The sequence below is a fragment of the Paraclostridium bifermentans genome, assembly GCF_964259345.1.
GTDB lineage: Bacteria > Bacillota > Clostridia > Peptostreptococcales > Peptostreptococcaceae > Paraclostridium > Paraclostridium bifermentans_B.
Map to the genome: position 1 here is coordinate 361,768 of NZ_CAXVJR010000005.1, position 16,906 is coordinate 378,673.

Sequence of the window (16,906 nt, forward strand, 5' to 3'; positions counted from 1 at the left end):
ATTTAGTTTAAATACTTTTAGATAATCTAAACTAACATACATTCTTTCTTGTTGTTAACTATCTGCTTACTAGAAACAACTAGTTCTCCACATTTATACACAGACTGAGTATGATTTATTCCAAAATGGTACATTAAGTATTCTACATTAGGAGCATCAAAGATTACTAAATCTGCTTTTTTCCCTACTTCAATAGATCCTATTTCATGTTGTCTATCTATTGCACAAGCTCCATTTATAGTTACAGCACTTAAAACCTCATTAGGTGTCATTTTTAAGCCTAGACAACCTAACTGCATAACAAACTGTAAATTTTCACTTGGGCAACTTCCTGGATTATAATCACTAGATAAAGCTATAGCTACACCTGAATCTATCATTTTTCTTGCATTAGCATAAGCTTTATTAAGATTAAAAGATGTTCCTGGAAGAATATTAGCTACTACTCCTTCTTTAGCCATCATATTTATCCCTTTATCACTTGCTGCCATTAAGTGATCTGCTGATATACATTTATATTCAGCCGAAAGCTCTGCTCCTCCTAGAGAAACTATTTCATCAGCATGAATTTTCAATTTGTAACCAAGATTTTTAGCAGCGTCAAATATAACTTTTGTTTGGTCTATACTAAATACTGCATCTTCACAGAATACATCGCAAAATTCAGCTAAATCAAGCTCTTTTACTTTAGGCATCATTTCTTTTATTAATTTATCTACAAATTCATCTGGATTATTTTTATATTCAGTTGGAATAGCATGAGCTCCCAAGAAAGTATGTACTAAATCTATAGGATGGTCTTTCCCAAGTTTTTGTGCTACTTTTAATTGTTTTAGCTCTGTTTCTAATTCTAACCCATAACCACTTTTAGCTTCTACAGTAGTTACTCCAAACTCTAACATTCTATCTAAACTTTTTTTAGCTTTATCGTATAATTCTTCAAATGAAGATTCTTTTGTAGAGTTTACAGTGCTCAATATTCCTCCACCACTTTTTAGAATTTCTAAATATGGAACACCTGCAAGTTTTTTAGCAAATTCATTTTCTCTACTTCCTCCATGAATCAAGTGAGTATGAGCATCTACAAGTCCTGGTGTAACTAATTTATTATTTGCATCATCTATTTTAGTATCTTCACCAATTAAATGTTTATAGTTATCTCCTTTTCCTATTTCTAAAAATTTTCCATCCTTTATTGCAATATATGCATTATTTATTATTTCTATATCATTCATAGCATTTCCTATGAAAGGCGTTTGGCCTTTCATAGTAGCTAATTTCCCTATATTTTTTATAATTAAGTCAGCTCTCATATCATCTACTCCATTAAACTAGTTTCTAATACTTTATCTAAAGAGAAATTTTCAAGTCCTAAGTAATAAGATGCACAATCAATTAGAGCTTCCATTGGACAAAGTCCAACTATTTCACTTCCCATTACATTAACTCCATATCTTTGAGCTTCCATTTTAACAGTTTCATACGCTCTATACATGGCAGTTTTAGTGTAATCTGTTAAGTTCATAGTTACTTGTGTGATTCCTCTTTCTGGTATTTCTACTGGACCTGCTTTTATAAATCTATAACCTCCACTAGAGTATCTTATAGTCTTAGCTATGTTTGAAGCTATTTCTATATTAGGTGTATCTAGATTTATGTTATATGCTATTAACGGTTTTCTTGCTCCTATCGCTATTGCTCCTGCTGTAGGATGTTTTTTAGCTTGTCCAAAATCTGGAGCCCAATTAGGATCTTCAAATTTAGCATCTAATCCTTCATATTCTCCCTTTCTTACTTTTGCTAAATTTTCTCTTTCTGGTTTTGATGCAGCACACTCATATAAAAATACTGGTATATCATATAATTTAGCAACATCTTCACCTAGTTCTTTTGCTAAATCCACAGCTTCTTCCATAGTCATACCTTTTATAGGTATAAATGGGCATACATCTGTAGCCCCAAATCTAGAGTGTTGTCCTTTATGTGAATTCATATCTATTACATCTTTAGCTACTCCAATAGATTCTAAAACTGCATTTTTTACAGCTTTAGGCTCTCCTATAACAGTAACTACAACTCTATTGTAATCCTTATCAGCTTCATAATTTAAAAGTTTAACGCCCTCTTTTCCTCTAAGAGGTGAAACTATTTTTTCTATCTTATCTAAATCTTTTCCCTCACTAAAATTAGGTACACATTGTACTATAGCCATATTAAAAATCCCCCTTATACATTATTTTAGCAATTTATCTTAATGGATTTACCTCAAAATACACGTGTGCATTTTGAGGTATCCAATGATAGCATTATTTGCTAGATTCTATAACTTGATTTATTAAGTCTTCATCCACTATATATGGTAATGTTATATGATCTTGACCCTCACACATCTTGTTATATTGCATAACTGTAGTTATAGAGTTTTCATTTCTAGCCCATGCACGTCTAGCAACTCCTCCCATAACATCCCAAGGCATTGCTGTTCTAAGTATTTCATCAACTCTATGAGATCCATCTAGAACCATTCCAAATCCACCATTGATAGATTTGCCTATACCAACTCCTCCTCCATTGTGAAGAGCTATTAAACTCATTCCTCTAGCAGCATTTCCAGCAAAACAATGAGTAGCCATATCCGCCATTATATTACTTCCATCCTTTATATTAGATGTTTCTCTAAACGGTGAATCAGTTCCTGATACATCATGATGATCTCTTCCTAACATAACTGGTCCTATTTCCCCTTTTCTTACCATTTCATTAAACTTAAGAGCTATATTAGTTCTTCCCATAGCATCTTGATATAATATTCTAGCTTGTGACCCTACTACTAGCCCATTTTTTTCTGCATCTCTTATCCATATCCAGTTATCTCTATCTTGATATCTTCTATTAGGATCGATACAATCCATAGCAGCTTTATCAGTTTTTATTAAATCTTCTTTTTTGCCACTTAAACATACCCATCTAAATGGTCCATAACCGTAATCAAATAACTGTGGTCCTAATATATCTTCAACATATGATGGGAATATAAATCCATCTTTTTCATCTACTCTATTTTTAGATATTTCAGTGCAGCCTGCATCATACACAGCTTTCATAAAGCTATTTCCATAATCAAAGAAATAACTTCCATTTTTAGTTAAAGCTTTTATAACTTCAAAATGAGCTTTTAATGTTTCATCAACTAACGCTGTAAACTTATCTTTATTATTAGCTAAAAGCTCAGTTCTCTCTTCAAATGTTATTCCTTGAGGACAGTATCCTCCGTCATATACAGCATGACAAGAAGTTTGATCTGATAGTAAATCTATATGTATATTATTTTTAACTGCATATTGAAGTAAATCTACAATATTTCCATGATAAGCTATTGCACACGGCTCTTTTTTGTCCATATACTCTTTAGCTAACTTAAATGCATCTTCGCAGCTATTAACTACTTTACTAACCCAACCTTGAGTATATCTTGTTTCTATTCTTGAATAATCAACCTCAGCTATTATTCCAACTCCACCTGCTATTTCTACAGCTTTACCTTGTGCTCCACTCATACCACCAAGTCCAGAAGTTATAAATAACTTTCCTGATAAATCAGCTTCTTCTGGTAATCCAAGTATTAACCTTCCTGCATTTAGTAATGTGGAATATGTTCCATGAACTATTCCTTGAGGTCCTATATACATCCATCCACCAGCTGTCATTTGTCCGTAATTAGAAACTCCTATAGCAGCTGCTCTTTTCCAATCTTCTTGATTATCAAACAATCCAACCATTAATCCATTAGTTATTATAACTCTAGGTGCATCTGGCTTAGATTTAAATAAACCTACAGGATGGCCTGATTGTATAACTAATGTTTGATCTTGGTTCATAACCTCTAAATACTTTTTAATTAATAAGTATTGCATCCAGTTTTGGAATACTTGTCCTGTTTCTCCGTATGTAACAAGTTCATATGGATAAAGCGCTATATCAAAATCTAAGTTATTATCTATCATAACTTGAAAAGCTCTAGCTTCTATACATTTACCATTATATTCATCTATTGACTTAGCTTTTAAATTACCTTCTGGTCTAAATCTATATCCATATATTCTTCCAGTTGTCATAAGTTCATTTAAAAATTCTGGTGCTAGCATTTCATGATATTCCTCTGGTATATATCTTAAGGCATTATTTAAGGCTAATTTTATATCTGAATCTGATAATTTAGCTTCTCTTTTTGGAGCTCTTCTTATTCCATCTATAAATTGTGGTATTTTATTTGGTACATAATCTAATTTTATAGTCATTGCATCTTTTATATCTTCATTTGTAAAACTCATAGTTTTTTCTAAAGTAATCATAGCCTATATCCCCCTTATATTTTTATATTTCACTTACAGCTACTTCTTCATTTATTAATAAATTGAATCCTAAAGCTTCTTCTACAGCTTCTACAACTAAGTTTTGCTTAATTAATTCTTCACATTTATTTATCTCTTTGTACATAACTAAATCTTCTTCAATAAAGTTAGTGTGTTTTCTGATGGTATTATATGCTGCATCTGTTCCTATACCTAACTTCTTCTTGCCTCTTAAATCTATCGCTTGAGCTGCTGCTAATATTTCCATTGCTAATACATTTCTTGTATTTTTCATTATTTCCATTGCTTTTCTTGCTGCTATAGTACCCATAGATACATGGTCTTCTTGGTTTGCTGATGATGGTATTGAGTCTACACTTGCTGGATGTGCTAATACTTTGTTTTCTGAAACTAATGATGCTGCACTATATTGTACTATCATGAATCCAGAATTTACTCCTCCGTTTTTAGTTAAAAATGCTGGTAGTCCGTTACTTAGTGATGGATTTACTAATCTTTCTAGTCTTCTTTCTGATATGTTAGCTATTTCTGATAATGCTATTCCCAAGAAATCGAAACTTAGTGCCATAGGTTGTCCATGGAAGTTTCCTCCTGATATTACATCTTCTTGCTCTGGGAATATTATTGGGTTGTCAGTTACTGAATTGATTTCTATATTTATTTTATTTCTTACATATTCTATTGCATCTTTACTTGCTCCATGAATTTGAGGTGAGCATCTTAGTGAATATGCATCTTGTACTCTTAAATCTCCTTGTTTTGTTGTCATTTCACTTTCACTTAATAAATCTAATACATTCTTTGCCGTATTTATTTGCCCTCTATGAGACCTAACTAAATGTACTCTTTCGTCCATTGCACATGTAATTCCATTTAATGACTCCATCGTCATAGCTAGTGCTACATCTGATAATTTTAATAAATTCATTGCATCATATGTTGTTAAAGCTCCTACTGCAGTCATAACTTGAGTTCCATTTATAAGTGCTAGTCCTTCTTTAGATGATAACTCAGGCAATACCTTTACTCCTGCAAGGTTCATAGCTTCTTTTGATGGCATTTTTTTACCTTCATATATAGCTTCTCCCTCACCTATCATAGTAAGTACCATATGTGCCAGTGGAGCTAAATCTCCTGATGCTCCCAAAGACCCTTTTTCAGGAATTACTGGGTGTACATTATTGTTTAACATATTCATCAAGGTTTCTAATGTTTCTATTCTGACTCCAGAATATCCTTTAGACAAGTTATTTATCCTCAACAACATTATTGCTCTTACTATATCTTCATCAAATGGTTGTCCAACTCCACAGGCATGACTAATTATTAAGTTTCTTTGAAGATCGTGTGTTTCTTCTTTAGATATAACTACATCTGAAAATTTACCAAATCCTGTAGTTATTCCATATACAACTTTTTGTTCATTTACAAACTTATCTACTAATTCTCTCGACATCTTAACTTTCTTTAACACTTCTTCACTTATTTCTACCTTATAATCATTCCTTGATACATTTACTACATCTTCTATAGTTAAATCTCTACCATCTATAATTATTTTATTCATATATACTCCCCCTGTATAAATATAAAATCTAAATATTTAATTGTAAAATCATCGATACTTAAATAACTTCTACAATGATTTCCTATATCCTCCACCTTAAATTTACATTAATAATTTTTTATATCTAAAGAAATTTATATAAATAATTTTTTTAATAAAAAAGCATGTTATAAAAAATTTTATAACATGCTTAAATATTTAATTTCTCTCTATAACACTTTCTCTTTCAACTATTCTATATGGAAGTTCTACTTTTTTATTTTCTAAAACTTCTTTATCTATCATTTTTATAACCATTCTTATTGCAACAGCTCCCATATCATATAAAGGTTGATGAACTGTTGTTAACTTAGGTCTATACATAGCTGCTATTTTAGCATCATTGAATCCTGCTACAGATATATCTTCTGGAACTTTATATCCTGCATCACATATTGCATTTAATGCACCTATAGCTGCCTCATCTCCTGTAACAAATACTGCATCAGGCTTATTTCCTTCATCTAGTATTTCCTTCATTTTATCATATCCGTAGTCATATGTAGTTCCAGCATTCTTTACTAAAGATTTATCTATTTCTATATTGTTATCATTCATAGCTTTTTCAAATCCTAAATATCTTTCAGCTTCTAGAACTGTATCATCCTCACTTGTCATTATAAATGATATTTTTTTATGTCCTTTATCTATAAGATATTTAGTCATATCATAAGTTGCATCCGTATTACTTATACTTACTGAGTAAACATCATAGTTTCTAGCAGTTTTACTTACATATACAGCTGGTATTCTACATTTTTGTATATACTCTAGATGCTCTTCATCTACCTTCCATGACATCATAACTATACCTTCTACTTGCTTAGCTCTTAATAAGTTTATACTTTTTAATTCTTGTTCTTTGTCTGAGTAAGTATTTGCTAATAATATATCATAATCATACATCTTAGCAACTTCCTCTATTCCATTTACTAATTCACTAACAAAAGAGTCTGAAACTTCTGGAACTATAACTCCTATTAATTGACTTTTTTTCGTTACTAAACTTCTAGCTAATGGATTAGGTACATATCCAGTTTCCTTTATTACGTCTAATACTTTTTGTTTTACTTCATCAGTAACTGGTTTAGAATCGTTTATTACTCTTGATACTGTAGATATAGAAACTCCGGCTTTCTTAGCTACATCTTTTATTGTTACATTTGTTTTCATTTACCATTCCTCCTTATCTTAATTTTTACTATATTTAATGAAATCTATTCTTTAGTCTGTGTAAAAATTAATTTTATCATAATTTTGTAACTATTTAAATATATTTCGACAAAAAATAACACGTCAGTACATTACTGACGTGTTATTTTTATGGTTTTATTTTCTATTTTATTATTTTTTATTAGCAGCAGCAGTCGTCTCCATCAAAGAATCCTGCACAAGAACAAGTTATTAATAATAATATTAAGAATGGTACCCATGCCATTATATCTATCTCACACCAAGTTTCTCCAAATGCTAAGAATAAGAAGAATAATACTATTATCCACCATGCTCCTCCAAAAGCTCCATCTTCACCGAAAAATCTTGTTAACATATATTTACCTCCTGATTAAAGTTATCACTTCATTTAATTTAGTTAGCTTTAATAGTTAACTATTTTATATAATATGAATTTATATATTTTTTTGTTACTTCTTATTTTATCTTTGTTAATACTAATTAGTATTATTTACTAAAAGCATCCATCACAGCTTATAAGGATTAACAACAATATTAAGAATGGTATCCATGCACATATATCTAGCTCTTCCCAAGTTTCTCCAAATGCTAAGAATAAGAAAAATAGCACTATTATTATCCATCCACAACCGCCAAATCCTGATTCTCCAAATAATCTATCTAACATTTTATTTCCCTCCTGATGTTATTTACTTATGGTGTCTAATATTTGTTTTAGAAACAGCCACCACAGCTACATAATATTAATAAAACTATTAAGAATGGTATCCATGCGCATATATCTAACTCTTCCCAACAATCTCCAAATGCTAGGAATAAGAAGAATAGCACTATTATCCACCATGCTCCTCCAAAACATCCATCTTCGCCAAATAGTCTATCTAACATTTTGTTTACCTCCTGATGATGATTATTTATTTGAGCTTTCGCTCTTAAAATATACTATGCATGTATAATAGTTTTTGATAATAAGTTTTTTAATTTTTTCCAGTTATTTTTATATGTATAAACAACAAAAAGACTACCAATTGGTAGTCTTTTTTGTATTAATTAGCATCCACACTCATATCCGTCATCGCAGCCATCTAGTCCACATGAACACACAATAAGAAGTAATATTAAAAATGGGATCCAATCAGTTATACATATATCTGCCCAACACTCTTGGAATGCTAAGAATAAGAAGAATAATACTATTATCCACCATGCTCCTCCGCAGAAGAATCCATCTCCACCAAATAATCTACTTAAAGTGCCCATATATACCCCCTATTTTTTTGGATTGCTAAAATCTCTATCCCCTTTTTTTAGCTAACCCATATTTTTATTTTTAGAAGTCATATCTCAATTGCTTATACTCTTAATTTATATTATGAACTTTCCCTAAAACGGTTACTGTATTTTTATTTTTAATTTAAAATTTTTTACTAACATAGATTAATATATATATATGGATGTATTGATATAACGCAAAAAAAGCCCTTTGCAGAGCTTTTTTTAACAACATCCATCATCAAAATTGAATAATAAAAGTATTATTAATATTATCCATATCCATGAGTTATCATCACAAAAGAAGTTATCAAGTAAGTCTGTTCCCAATAATAAAAATACTACTACAGCAATTATCAGTAAACTTGATCCTCCAAATGGTGAATCACATCCACATCCAAAACTTCTTAAAAGTTTATCTAGTTTTGACATATGGTTACCCCCTTTTAGTGTTGAGAAGCTTGTAGCTTCTCTTATTTATTCATATGCATGGGTAGATAAATATGTTACTTCTAATAAATTCTTGTCTAATAAACTATTCAGTTCTTTTTCCGATAAATCATTATACTTCTTTACTAACTCTAGATGTTTAGCATTTTTTTCACCTTTGCTTATAGTACTTGTTAAGCTATCAATAGATTTAATTTTATATTCTTTGTACTGACTAGTAAAAAAAGAGGTTTTAGTATCATTTATACAACTTTTTAAATTTACTAGTCTACTTATGTACTCTTCATGATTTTTAAGTACCTTTTCTTCATTGGTTATAAAATCTTCTAATATCATATTACTTTCTATTACATATGAACTCATCTTTTGAACATCTAAGTTTATGATATTGTAATACGAGTTTATTAATAATACTATTACAACACATATAGACGATGCTAATAAACCTATATACTTCATAACTTATTCCTCCTATGTTTTCTATATATAAATATATATGCTTGTCATTTTATAATATTCTAATTTTTATATAATTTTATATTGAAAAATTCTTTTTATTATATTAAACTACAATTAAATTATGAATTTATTTTAGGAGGTCCATTATGTTTGAAAGAGTTAGGGAAATAATAGCTGAGCAATTAGGCGTTGATGACCTAAACACTATAACTTTAAATACATCTTTAACTGAAGATTTAGAAGCTGACTCATTAGATGCAGTAGAAGTTATAATGGCGCTAGAAGATGAATATGATATAGAAATTCCTGATGAAGAAGCTGAAAACTTCAAATGTATAGGAGATATATGCTCTTTTATAGAAGGTCATAAATAAAAATTCACTTCGCATAAAAAAAACCGAGTATTAAACTCGGCTTTTTTATTTCTCTTCATAAAATTTTATATTTTTTATAGTTATATCTATACTTCCATCTGGATTTTGTTTAACACTATACTTCATAGGATCTTCAAAGTTACTTAACTCACCTTTTATATCAAATCCAGTATCTGTTTTTATACTTCTTTTCTTAAGCTTTTTTTCAACCCATTGTTTATCTATATTGAATGATTCATCTAATCCCTTATCTTCCATATGCTCTTTAAAGCTTTCTTTTAAATCATTGTTATCTATAGACTTTTCAATGAATTCCTCTACATCTATTTCTTCTTTTTCTTTTAAAGTATAGTTTAATACGCTTCTTATATCTTCAGCTTGTTTTATATCATTAGCTAAAGCATTTGTTATCCATGTTTCTGCACTATTTTTAAATACTTTTGTTTTATGTTTATCATCAACTATTTTTTCAGCATTTAAAAACTCACTTATAAATTTAGATTCTAATTCTTCTTTTTCTGCATCTTTATCTAAAAGTCTTAAGTGATACTCATCATTCATACCTGTTAATCCAACTATAGCACATTGTTTTTGTCTTTGAGTTTCAGGAATACCTATTTCATTAGGTACCATCTGTATGTTAAATTTATCATCAACAAACTCAATAGAATGAGTATATAGTCTTTTGTAATCTAGTTTTAAAATACCTACATATTTTTCATCTTTTATAGTATATAAACATATTGCTAAATCGCAAGATTCTAGCTCTGCGTTTATCTTCATTGTATCAAATAAATATGCAGCTATTTCCTTTGAGTTTTCTAAAAATGTACTTTCATCATATATAATTTGTTCACAACAGTTTTTTACTACGTTATTCTCATAGTCTTTAAAGATACCTTTTCTTAAGTCATCATCTTTACTAACTCTTTTTATTATTTTTTGAAAAAACTTATCTACTTCCTGACTTATTTTACCTTCAAAGTCATTTAAAATAGGCACTTCACTATTTTTATCTAACACGTGTACTATAAACTTATGTATTATCATATTTTTCACCTCTATCTTAGTTTCTCTATTAAATCTTTCATATCCTTAGGAATTTCAGCTTCAAATTTTAATTTTTCCTTAGTTCTTGGCTGTTCAAATTCTAAACTATATGCATGTAATGCTTGTCTATTAATTAAATCTTCATTTACATAACCATATAACTCATCTCCTATTATACCATGACCTATATGGCTCATATGTACTCTTATTTGATGAGTTCTACCTGTCTCTAACTTAACTTCTAAAACTGTTGCATCATTTAGTCTTTCAATTACCTTGTAGTGTGTTATAGATTGTTGACCTCTTTCATCTACAACTCGCTTTATACTATCTTCTTCTTGTCTATATATAGGCTCATTTATAGTCCCAAAGTCTTTTTCAACTAATCCTTTAACTATTGTAATATATTTTTTTTCAACTTTATCTTCACCCATATCCATTGATAATGTATGATGTGCATATGCATTTTTAGCAATGATTACAAGTCCAGATGTATTCATATCTAATCTATTTACAAATCTTATTTTAACTTTTTCATCTTTTTTAATTATATAATCCGTAACTCCATTTGCTATAGTATTTTCATTGTGACTTTTAGTTGGATGAACTACCATAAAAGGAGGTTTATTTACCATTATTAAGTCAAAATCATCATAAATTATGTCTAAGTTTAAATCCTGTGGAATAAAATTAGCTCTATCTTCATCTATTTTAACTTCTATTAAATCCCCTTTTTCTATTTTAGAGCTAAGCTTTTTAAATTTACCATTCACTAAAACAGATTGTTCTCTTTTCATTTTAGATAAAGATCTTACTGAAAAATTTAACTTATCTAATAATATTTCTTTCAATGTTGAATTTTCATTACTTGTGTAAGATATTGTATCATATCTTTGTTCTTCTTTTTTGAACAAACTTGCACCTACTTTCATTTATAATAACATTATCTATTTTATACTATTTTTCATCAATACATAAGACCTTTTATTTATATACTACATTTTTAGTAGGCTATTAATTATTTTTTAAATTATGTTATAATACAAATGTAAAGAGGTGGGGATATGAAAAGAACTATAACAATAAATTCAAATTCATTGGATATATCTATAAAAACTAGAAAAATATTAACAGAAAAACTTATAAAAGCCGGATTTAATGTAACGTATAATTTTGATCCAAATTCAGAACTTATAATATCTATCGGTGGAGATGGATCTTTTTTAAAAACTGTTCATGATTTTGATTATCCTGAAATTCCCATTTTGGGTGTGAACACTGGACATTTAGGATTTTTCACTGATGTCTACCCTGATTTTTTAGATGAATTTATAAGTGATTATTTAAAAGGCAATTTTATTTTACAAGATATTCCCCTTATACAGGCTACAGTATGTACAAAAGGAAGTTGCCTTGACATGTATGCTGTAAATGATGTGGTTATAAAGGGAGATAAATCAAGAACTATACATCTTAAACTAAATGTTAATAATAAAGATATTCAAAATTTTAGTGGAGATGGTTTATTAGTTTCTACACCTACAGGTTCAACAGCTTATAATTATGCTGCTGGCGGAAGTATAGTAGATCCTAGTTTAAAACTTATGCAATTAACTCCACTACACCCTATAAATACAAATGCATACAGATGTTTTACTTCTAGTATAATTTTTCCTCATGATGCTATAATAAATGTTTTTCCAGAGTATAGATTTGAAAATGCATTATTAATAGTAATAGATGGTGTTGAATATAGATTAGAAAAAATAACTAGTATAGCAATTACAACTTCTGATGTATACGTTAAATTACTCAGGCTTACCAACTATGAATTTTGGAGTAGAGTATCAGAAAAATTTTTATAATATATAGGAGGTATTTAAATGAAAATAGGAGTTATGAGTGACACTCATGGTAGTTTAGTTTATTTAGAAAAAGCTTTAGAAACTTTATCTGATTGTGATATATTACTTCACGCTGGAGACGTTTTATATCACGGACCAAGAAATGACTTACCTACTGGATATAATCCAAAGGGTGTTATAGCTAAAATAAATGACTTAGATAATATACTTATAGCTAGAGGAAACTGTGATGCAGATGTTGATCAAATGGTTATAAATCATCCTATACAAGGACCTTATGTTTTAAGTCAATTTGGAGAGCTTAGAGTATTAGTAAATCATGGATATGTAGATTCTAAAGAAGAAACCATTAAAAGAGCAAAATCTATGGGAGCTGATATTTTAGTCCTTGGACATACTCATGTAAAAGAACTATATGTAGATGAAAATTTAATAGTTATAAATCCTGGAAGTACATCTATTCCTAAAGATGGATCACATTCTGTTGCTATTATAGATATAAATGAATCTCATGAAGAATTAGACTTAGATATTAATTTAATAGATATAAATACTAATGAAATAATAAATTTATAATAAATAAAAAATGAACTCTTAATAAGAGTTCATTTTTTATTTATTACTTAACTGTTGTATATTTTTCAGCTATTTTAACTATTAGCTCAGATCCTTTTACCATTGATGATACAGCTATACATTCATTTTTACTATGGAAGTTTAATCCGCCTGTAAATATATTTGGACAAGGTAATCCCATAAATGATAATCTAGCTCCATCTGTACCACCTCTTATAGGTACTATTATTGGAGTTATATCAGTTTCTTTCATAGCTTCTTCAACTAAGTCAACTACAAATTTAACTGGCTCTACTTTTTCTTTCATATTGTAATATTGATCATTTAAGTCTAAAGTTATTCTGTTATCATATTTTGCATTTATTTTTTCTATTGCATCTTTCATAAATGCTTTTCTTGCTTCAAATTTATCATGGTCATGGTCTCTTATTATATATACCATAGAAGCTTTTTCAACATTTCCATTTATATCATTTAAATGATAGAATCCTTCGTAACCTTCTGTAGTTTCAGGTCTTTCACTAGCTGGGAACATTTCAGATATTTCAGCTGCTATATGTAATGCATTAACTAATTTATTCTTTGCACTACCTGGGTGTACATTTCTACCTTGTATAGTTATAGTTGCTGCAGCTGCATTAAAGTTTTCATATTGAAGTTCTCCAAGTATTCCACCATCTATAGTGTATGCATATTTTGCTCCAAACTTTTCAACGTCGAATAAGTTTGCTCCTCTTCCTACTTCCTCATCTGGAGTAAATCCTATTTTTATATCTCCATGTTTTATTTCAGGATTATTAACTAAATACTCTATAGCTGTTACTATTTCAGCTATACCAGCCTTATCATCTGCTCCTAATAAAGTAGTTCCATCTGTAACTATTACATCTTCACCTATTAAAGTCTCCATTTCTGGATAATCTTTAGGAGATGTTACTATATTTAATTCTTCATTTAAAACTATATCTTTTCCATCATAATTTTTAACTATTCTAGGCTTAACATCTTTCCCAGTTACATCTGGTGCTGTATCTAAGTGAGATATAAACCCTATAGTAGGAACCCCTTCTACATTTCCTTTTAATGTAGCCATTACATAGCTATTTTCATCAACATGCGCATCTTCTAACCCTAAGTTTTTTAATTCTTCAACTAAGTACTTAGCAAATACTCTTTGTCCTTCACTTGATGGACAATTTGAATTTTTAGGGTCTGCAGTTGTATCAAATGTTACATATTTTAAAAATCTTTCAAGTACTCTTTCTTTCATGATAAAAGTTCCTCCACCTATCTATAAATTCTTTAATCTTTTGATTTTTATTCTCCTTTTCCAAATAAAGGAATACGTTTTAATTATAATACTTTCTTCGAAATTTATCAAATAAAGTATTTTAATTTATTTAATTATATTTTTTAAAAAAATCAATAAAAATAAGGTACTAATTTTAGTACCTTATGTATATACCCTTATTTTCTTTATTCTATTCTTGTCTAAGCTTTCTATGCATAGTCTTACATTGTCAACTTCAATAACTTCATTCTCTTCTGGCAATCTCTTTAGATATCCAATTATAAATCCACCTATAGAATCGAACTCTTCTGATTCTAAATTAGTTCCTATAAGTTCATTTACCTCTGATATCTTTTTACCACCATCAACTATATATTCATCTTCTTTAATTACTTGAATATCTTCATCATCTTCATCATATTCATCGTCTATTTCTCCAACAATTTCTTCTACTAAGTCTTCTATAGTTATAAGTCCAGCTGTTCCACCATACTCATCAACAACTATAGCCATTTGACTCTTGTCTTTTTTCATTTCTTCAAGTAATTCAGTTATTTTCTTAAATTCATATGTAAAGAATGCTTCTCTTACATAATTCTTTATATTAAAGTTATTTATTTCTTCTTCACTTAAAAATACTATATCTTTTATATTAACTATTCCAATGATATCATCTACTGATTCTTCATACACTGGCATTCTACTAAACTGCTCTTCTTTGAAAATGCTTATTACATCTTCATAACTGTCTTCAGCATTTATAGCTACCATATCTAGTCTTTGAACCATAGCTTCTTTAGCTTGCATATCACCAAATTGGAATACATTATTTATTATTTGTCGTTCTTCTATTTCTAGAACTCCTTCTTCATGACCTACATTCACCATAGTTTTTAATTCTTCTTCAGTTATATATGGTTGACCTATATTAGTTTTTATCCCAAATAACTTAAATATAATATTTGTTATAATATTAAAAACCCAAACAATTGGAGTTAATACTACTATTATAAGTTTTATAGGTTTAGATACTAATATAGCTACCTTTTCTGAATTATTAGCAGCTATTGTTTTAGGTGTTATTTCCCCAAATATTAATACTAAAATAGTCATTACCGCAGTAGCGACTGGAACTCCTTCTGGTCCATTTAACAGAGTTATAAATAATGATGTTGATAGTGAAGTTGCTGCTATATTAACTATATTATTTCCAACTAATATAGAGCTCAACAGCTTACCTGAGTCTGCTGTTAGTTTTCCAACTAAATTAGCTCCTTTTACTCCTTCTTCTTGCATATGCCTAATTCTTATTTTACTAAGTGACATTAAAGCTGTTTCAGATGCTGAAAAGAATCCTGAAGACATAAGTAACACTGCTAACACCACTATCTGAATAATAATACTACCCTCGGTCGAACCCAATTTTTACCACACTCCTAATTACTATAATTTTTTTATTATAATTATAACACAATCTCTAAAATTTAGGGCCTATCATTATTAAATATACACTAACTATATACTTTATATTTAATAATTAATTTATTATATATACCCTCAATTATTATTTTATTCATTTGTATTAAAAATATCATATCTCTAATATATTTTTAATATCTCCATATACTATTATTACTAAATTTTTAGGAGGTATTATATGAAAGATTTACTAGACAAAGGTGCCGTTATTCAAAGAGATTTAAAAACATATGCTATAGCTCCTCATGTCCCTGCTGGACTTATAACTTCAGATCAACTTAGAAAATTGGCTGATGTAGCCGATAAATATAAAGCTCAAGCTATAAAAATCACAGCTGCTCAACGTATAGCACTTGTAGGTCTTGAAGAAAAGGATATAGATTTAGCTTGGGAAGATTTAGGAATGAAGCCAGGAGCTGCAATTGGTTTATGTGTAAGAAGCATAAAGACTTGCCCTGGTACAAGCTTTTGTAAAAGAGGCTTCAAAGACTCTGTAAGTATAGGCTTAAAACTAGATGATAGATATCATGGTATGAACTTACCTAATAAGCTAAAAATAGGTGTCAGTGGATGTCCTAATAGCTGTGCTGATAATCACACTAGAGACATAGGTCTTATGGGTACACCTAAAGGATGGACTGTATTTGTAGGTGGTAAAGGAGGAACTATACCTAGACTTGGAGATAGATTAATAATGGGAGTTCCTGATGAAAAAGTACTTGATTTGGTTGATGAGATAGTAAATTTATATGCTTCTAATGCCAACTCTAAAGAAAGATTAGGCGCTTATATAGATAGAATAGGTTTTGACAGTTTTACATCTAATTTCGACCTTAGCAAATATAAAAACTAAATAATAAGAAATTTATTAATTTATGTTGAAAAAATGGTAACATATATTATTTTTATTCATATAA

19 protein-coding genes are annotated in these 16,906 nt (G+C 29.2%); 4 read left to right on the forward strand and 15 right to left on the reverse strand.

The window, feature by feature from the left end:
* Positions 1 to 26: 26 nt before the first annotated feature.
* From hutI to ACEXNK_RS12370, 11 genes are all read right to left on the reverse strand, one after another.
* Positions 27 to 1,313, reverse strand: a complete 1,287-nt coding sequence (gene hutI / locus ACEXNK_RS12320; RefSeq protein ID WP_373598837.1) for an imidazolonepropionase — start codon at positions 1,311 to 1,313, stop codon at positions 27 to 29.
* 5 nt (positions 1,314 to 1,318) lie between these two features.
* A complete protein-coding gene (gene ftcD / locus ACEXNK_RS12325; RefSeq protein WP_373598838.1) occupies positions 1,319 to 2,212 on the reverse strand; it encodes a glutamate formimidoyltransferase in 894 nt (297 codons plus the stop codon).
* Positions 2,213 to 2,306: 94 nt separating this feature from the next.
* Positions 2,307 to 4,352, reverse strand: coding sequence for a urocanate hydratase (locus tag ACEXNK_RS12330; RefSeq protein ID WP_373598839.1), 2,046 nt, complete (start codon positions 4,350 to 4,352; stop codon positions 2,307 to 2,309).
* Between the two features lie 22 nt (positions 4,353 to 4,374).
* On the reverse strand, positions 4,375 to 5,940 hold the full coding sequence (hutH, locus tag ACEXNK_RS12335; RefSeq protein WP_373598840.1) for a histidine ammonia-lyase: 1,566 nt from the start codon (positions 5,938 to 5,940) through the stop codon (positions 4,375 to 4,377).
* 198 nt (positions 5,941 to 6,138) lie between these two features.
* Entirely contained in the window at positions 6,139 to 7,152 is a 1,014-nt protein-coding gene (locus ACEXNK_RS12340; protein ID WP_373598841.1) for a LacI family DNA-binding transcriptional regulator, read from the reverse strand.
* A 181-nt stretch (positions 7,153 to 7,333) separates the two neighbouring features.
* Positions 7,334 to 7,528 (reverse strand): hypothetical protein, encoded by a 195-nt coding sequence (locus ACEXNK_RS12345; protein ID WP_373598842.1) that lies wholly within the window; start codon positions 7,526 to 7,528, stop codon positions 7,334 to 7,336.
* 138 nt (positions 7,529 to 7,666) lie between these two features.
* A complete protein-coding gene (locus ACEXNK_RS12350; protein ID WP_373598843.1) occupies positions 7,667 to 7,840 on the reverse strand; it encodes a hypothetical protein in 174 nt (57 codons plus the stop codon).
* Between the two features lie 47 nt (positions 7,841 to 7,887).
* Positions 7,888 to 8,061, reverse strand: a complete 174-nt coding sequence (locus tag ACEXNK_RS12355) for a hypothetical protein (protein ID WP_021428642.1) — start codon at positions 8,059 to 8,061, stop codon at positions 7,888 to 7,890.
* 162 nt (positions 8,062 to 8,223) lie between these two features.
* Positions 8,224 to 8,433: a hypothetical protein gene (locus ACEXNK_RS12360; RefSeq protein ID WP_373598844.1), complete on the reverse strand. Its 210-nt coding sequence runs from the start codon at positions 8,431 to 8,433 to the stop codon at positions 8,224 to 8,226.
* Positions 8,434 to 8,670: 237 nt separating this feature from the next.
* Entirely contained in the window at positions 8,671 to 8,877 is a 207-nt protein-coding gene (locus ACEXNK_RS12365; protein WP_373598845.1) for a hypothetical protein, read from the reverse strand.
* A gap of 45 nt (positions 8,878 to 8,922) precedes the next feature.
* Positions 8,923 to 9,354, reverse strand: a complete 432-nt coding sequence (locus ACEXNK_RS12370; RefSeq protein ID WP_373598846.1) for a hypothetical protein — start codon at positions 9,352 to 9,354, stop codon at positions 8,923 to 8,925.
* Positions 9,355 to 9,500: 146 nt separating this feature from the next.
* On the opposite strand from ACEXNK_RS12370, the gene acpP reads away from it, so the two are divergent.
* The gene (acpP, locus tag ACEXNK_RS12375; protein ID WP_373598847.1) at positions 9,501 to 9,728 is read left to right on the forward strand and encodes an acyl carrier protein; all 228 of its coding nucleotides are present in this window, start codon (positions 9,501 to 9,503) and stop codon (positions 9,726 to 9,728) included.
* A gap of 45 nt (positions 9,729 to 9,773) precedes the next feature.
* On the opposite strand, the gene ACEXNK_RS12380 is transcribed toward acpP, so the two are convergent.
* Together ACEXNK_RS12380 and ACEXNK_RS12385 are read right to left on the reverse strand one after the other, a co-directional pair.
* Positions 9,774 to 10,778: a nucleoid-associated protein gene (locus ACEXNK_RS12380; protein WP_373598848.1), complete on the reverse strand. Its 1,005-nt coding sequence runs from the start codon at positions 10,776 to 10,778 to the stop codon at positions 9,774 to 9,776.
* Positions 10,779 to 10,789: 11 nt separating this feature from the next.
* The gene (locus tag ACEXNK_RS12385; RefSeq protein ID WP_373598849.1) at positions 10,790 to 11,692 is read right to left on the reverse strand and encodes an RluA family pseudouridine synthase; all 903 of its coding nucleotides are present in this window, start codon (positions 11,690 to 11,692) and stop codon (positions 10,790 to 10,792) included.
* 150 nt (positions 11,693 to 11,842) lie between these two features.
* On the opposite strand from ACEXNK_RS12385, the gene ACEXNK_RS12390 reads away from it, so the two are divergent.
* Positions 11,843 to 12,643 carry an NAD(+)/NADH kinase gene (locus ACEXNK_RS12390; protein WP_373598850.1) on the forward strand — a complete coding sequence of 267 codons (801 nt, stop codon included), beginning with the start codon at positions 11,843 to 11,845 and terminating at the stop codon, positions 12,641 to 12,643.
* 18 nt (positions 12,644 to 12,661) lie between these two features.
* Positions 12,662 to 13,219, forward strand: a complete 558-nt coding sequence (yfcE, locus tag ACEXNK_RS12395) for a phosphodiesterase (protein ID WP_373598851.1) — start codon at positions 12,662 to 12,664, stop codon at positions 13,217 to 13,219.
* A 43-nt stretch (positions 13,220 to 13,262) separates the two neighbouring features.
* On the opposite strand, the gene pepT is transcribed toward yfcE, so the two are convergent.
* Complete coding sequence (gene pepT / locus ACEXNK_RS12400; RefSeq protein ID WP_373598852.1) at positions 13,263 to 14,489, reverse strand: peptidase T; 1,227 nt, start codon at positions 14,487 to 14,489, stop codon at positions 13,263 to 13,265.
* Between the two features lie 183 nt (positions 14,490 to 14,672).
* The gene (locus tag ACEXNK_RS12405; protein WP_373598853.1) at positions 14,673 to 15,932 is read right to left on the reverse strand and encodes an HlyC/CorC family transporter; all 1,260 of its coding nucleotides are present in this window, start codon (positions 15,930 to 15,932) and stop codon (positions 14,673 to 14,675) included.
* 235 nt (positions 15,933 to 16,167) lie between these two features.
* Here ACEXNK_RS12405 and ACEXNK_RS12410 point away from each other — a divergent pair, with 235 nt between their 5' ends.
* On the forward strand, positions 16,168 to 16,842 hold the full coding sequence (locus ACEXNK_RS12410) for a hypothetical protein (protein ID WP_373598854.1): 675 nt from the start codon (positions 16,168 to 16,170) through the stop codon (positions 16,840 to 16,842).
* Positions 16,843 to 16,906: the final 64 nt, after the last annotated feature.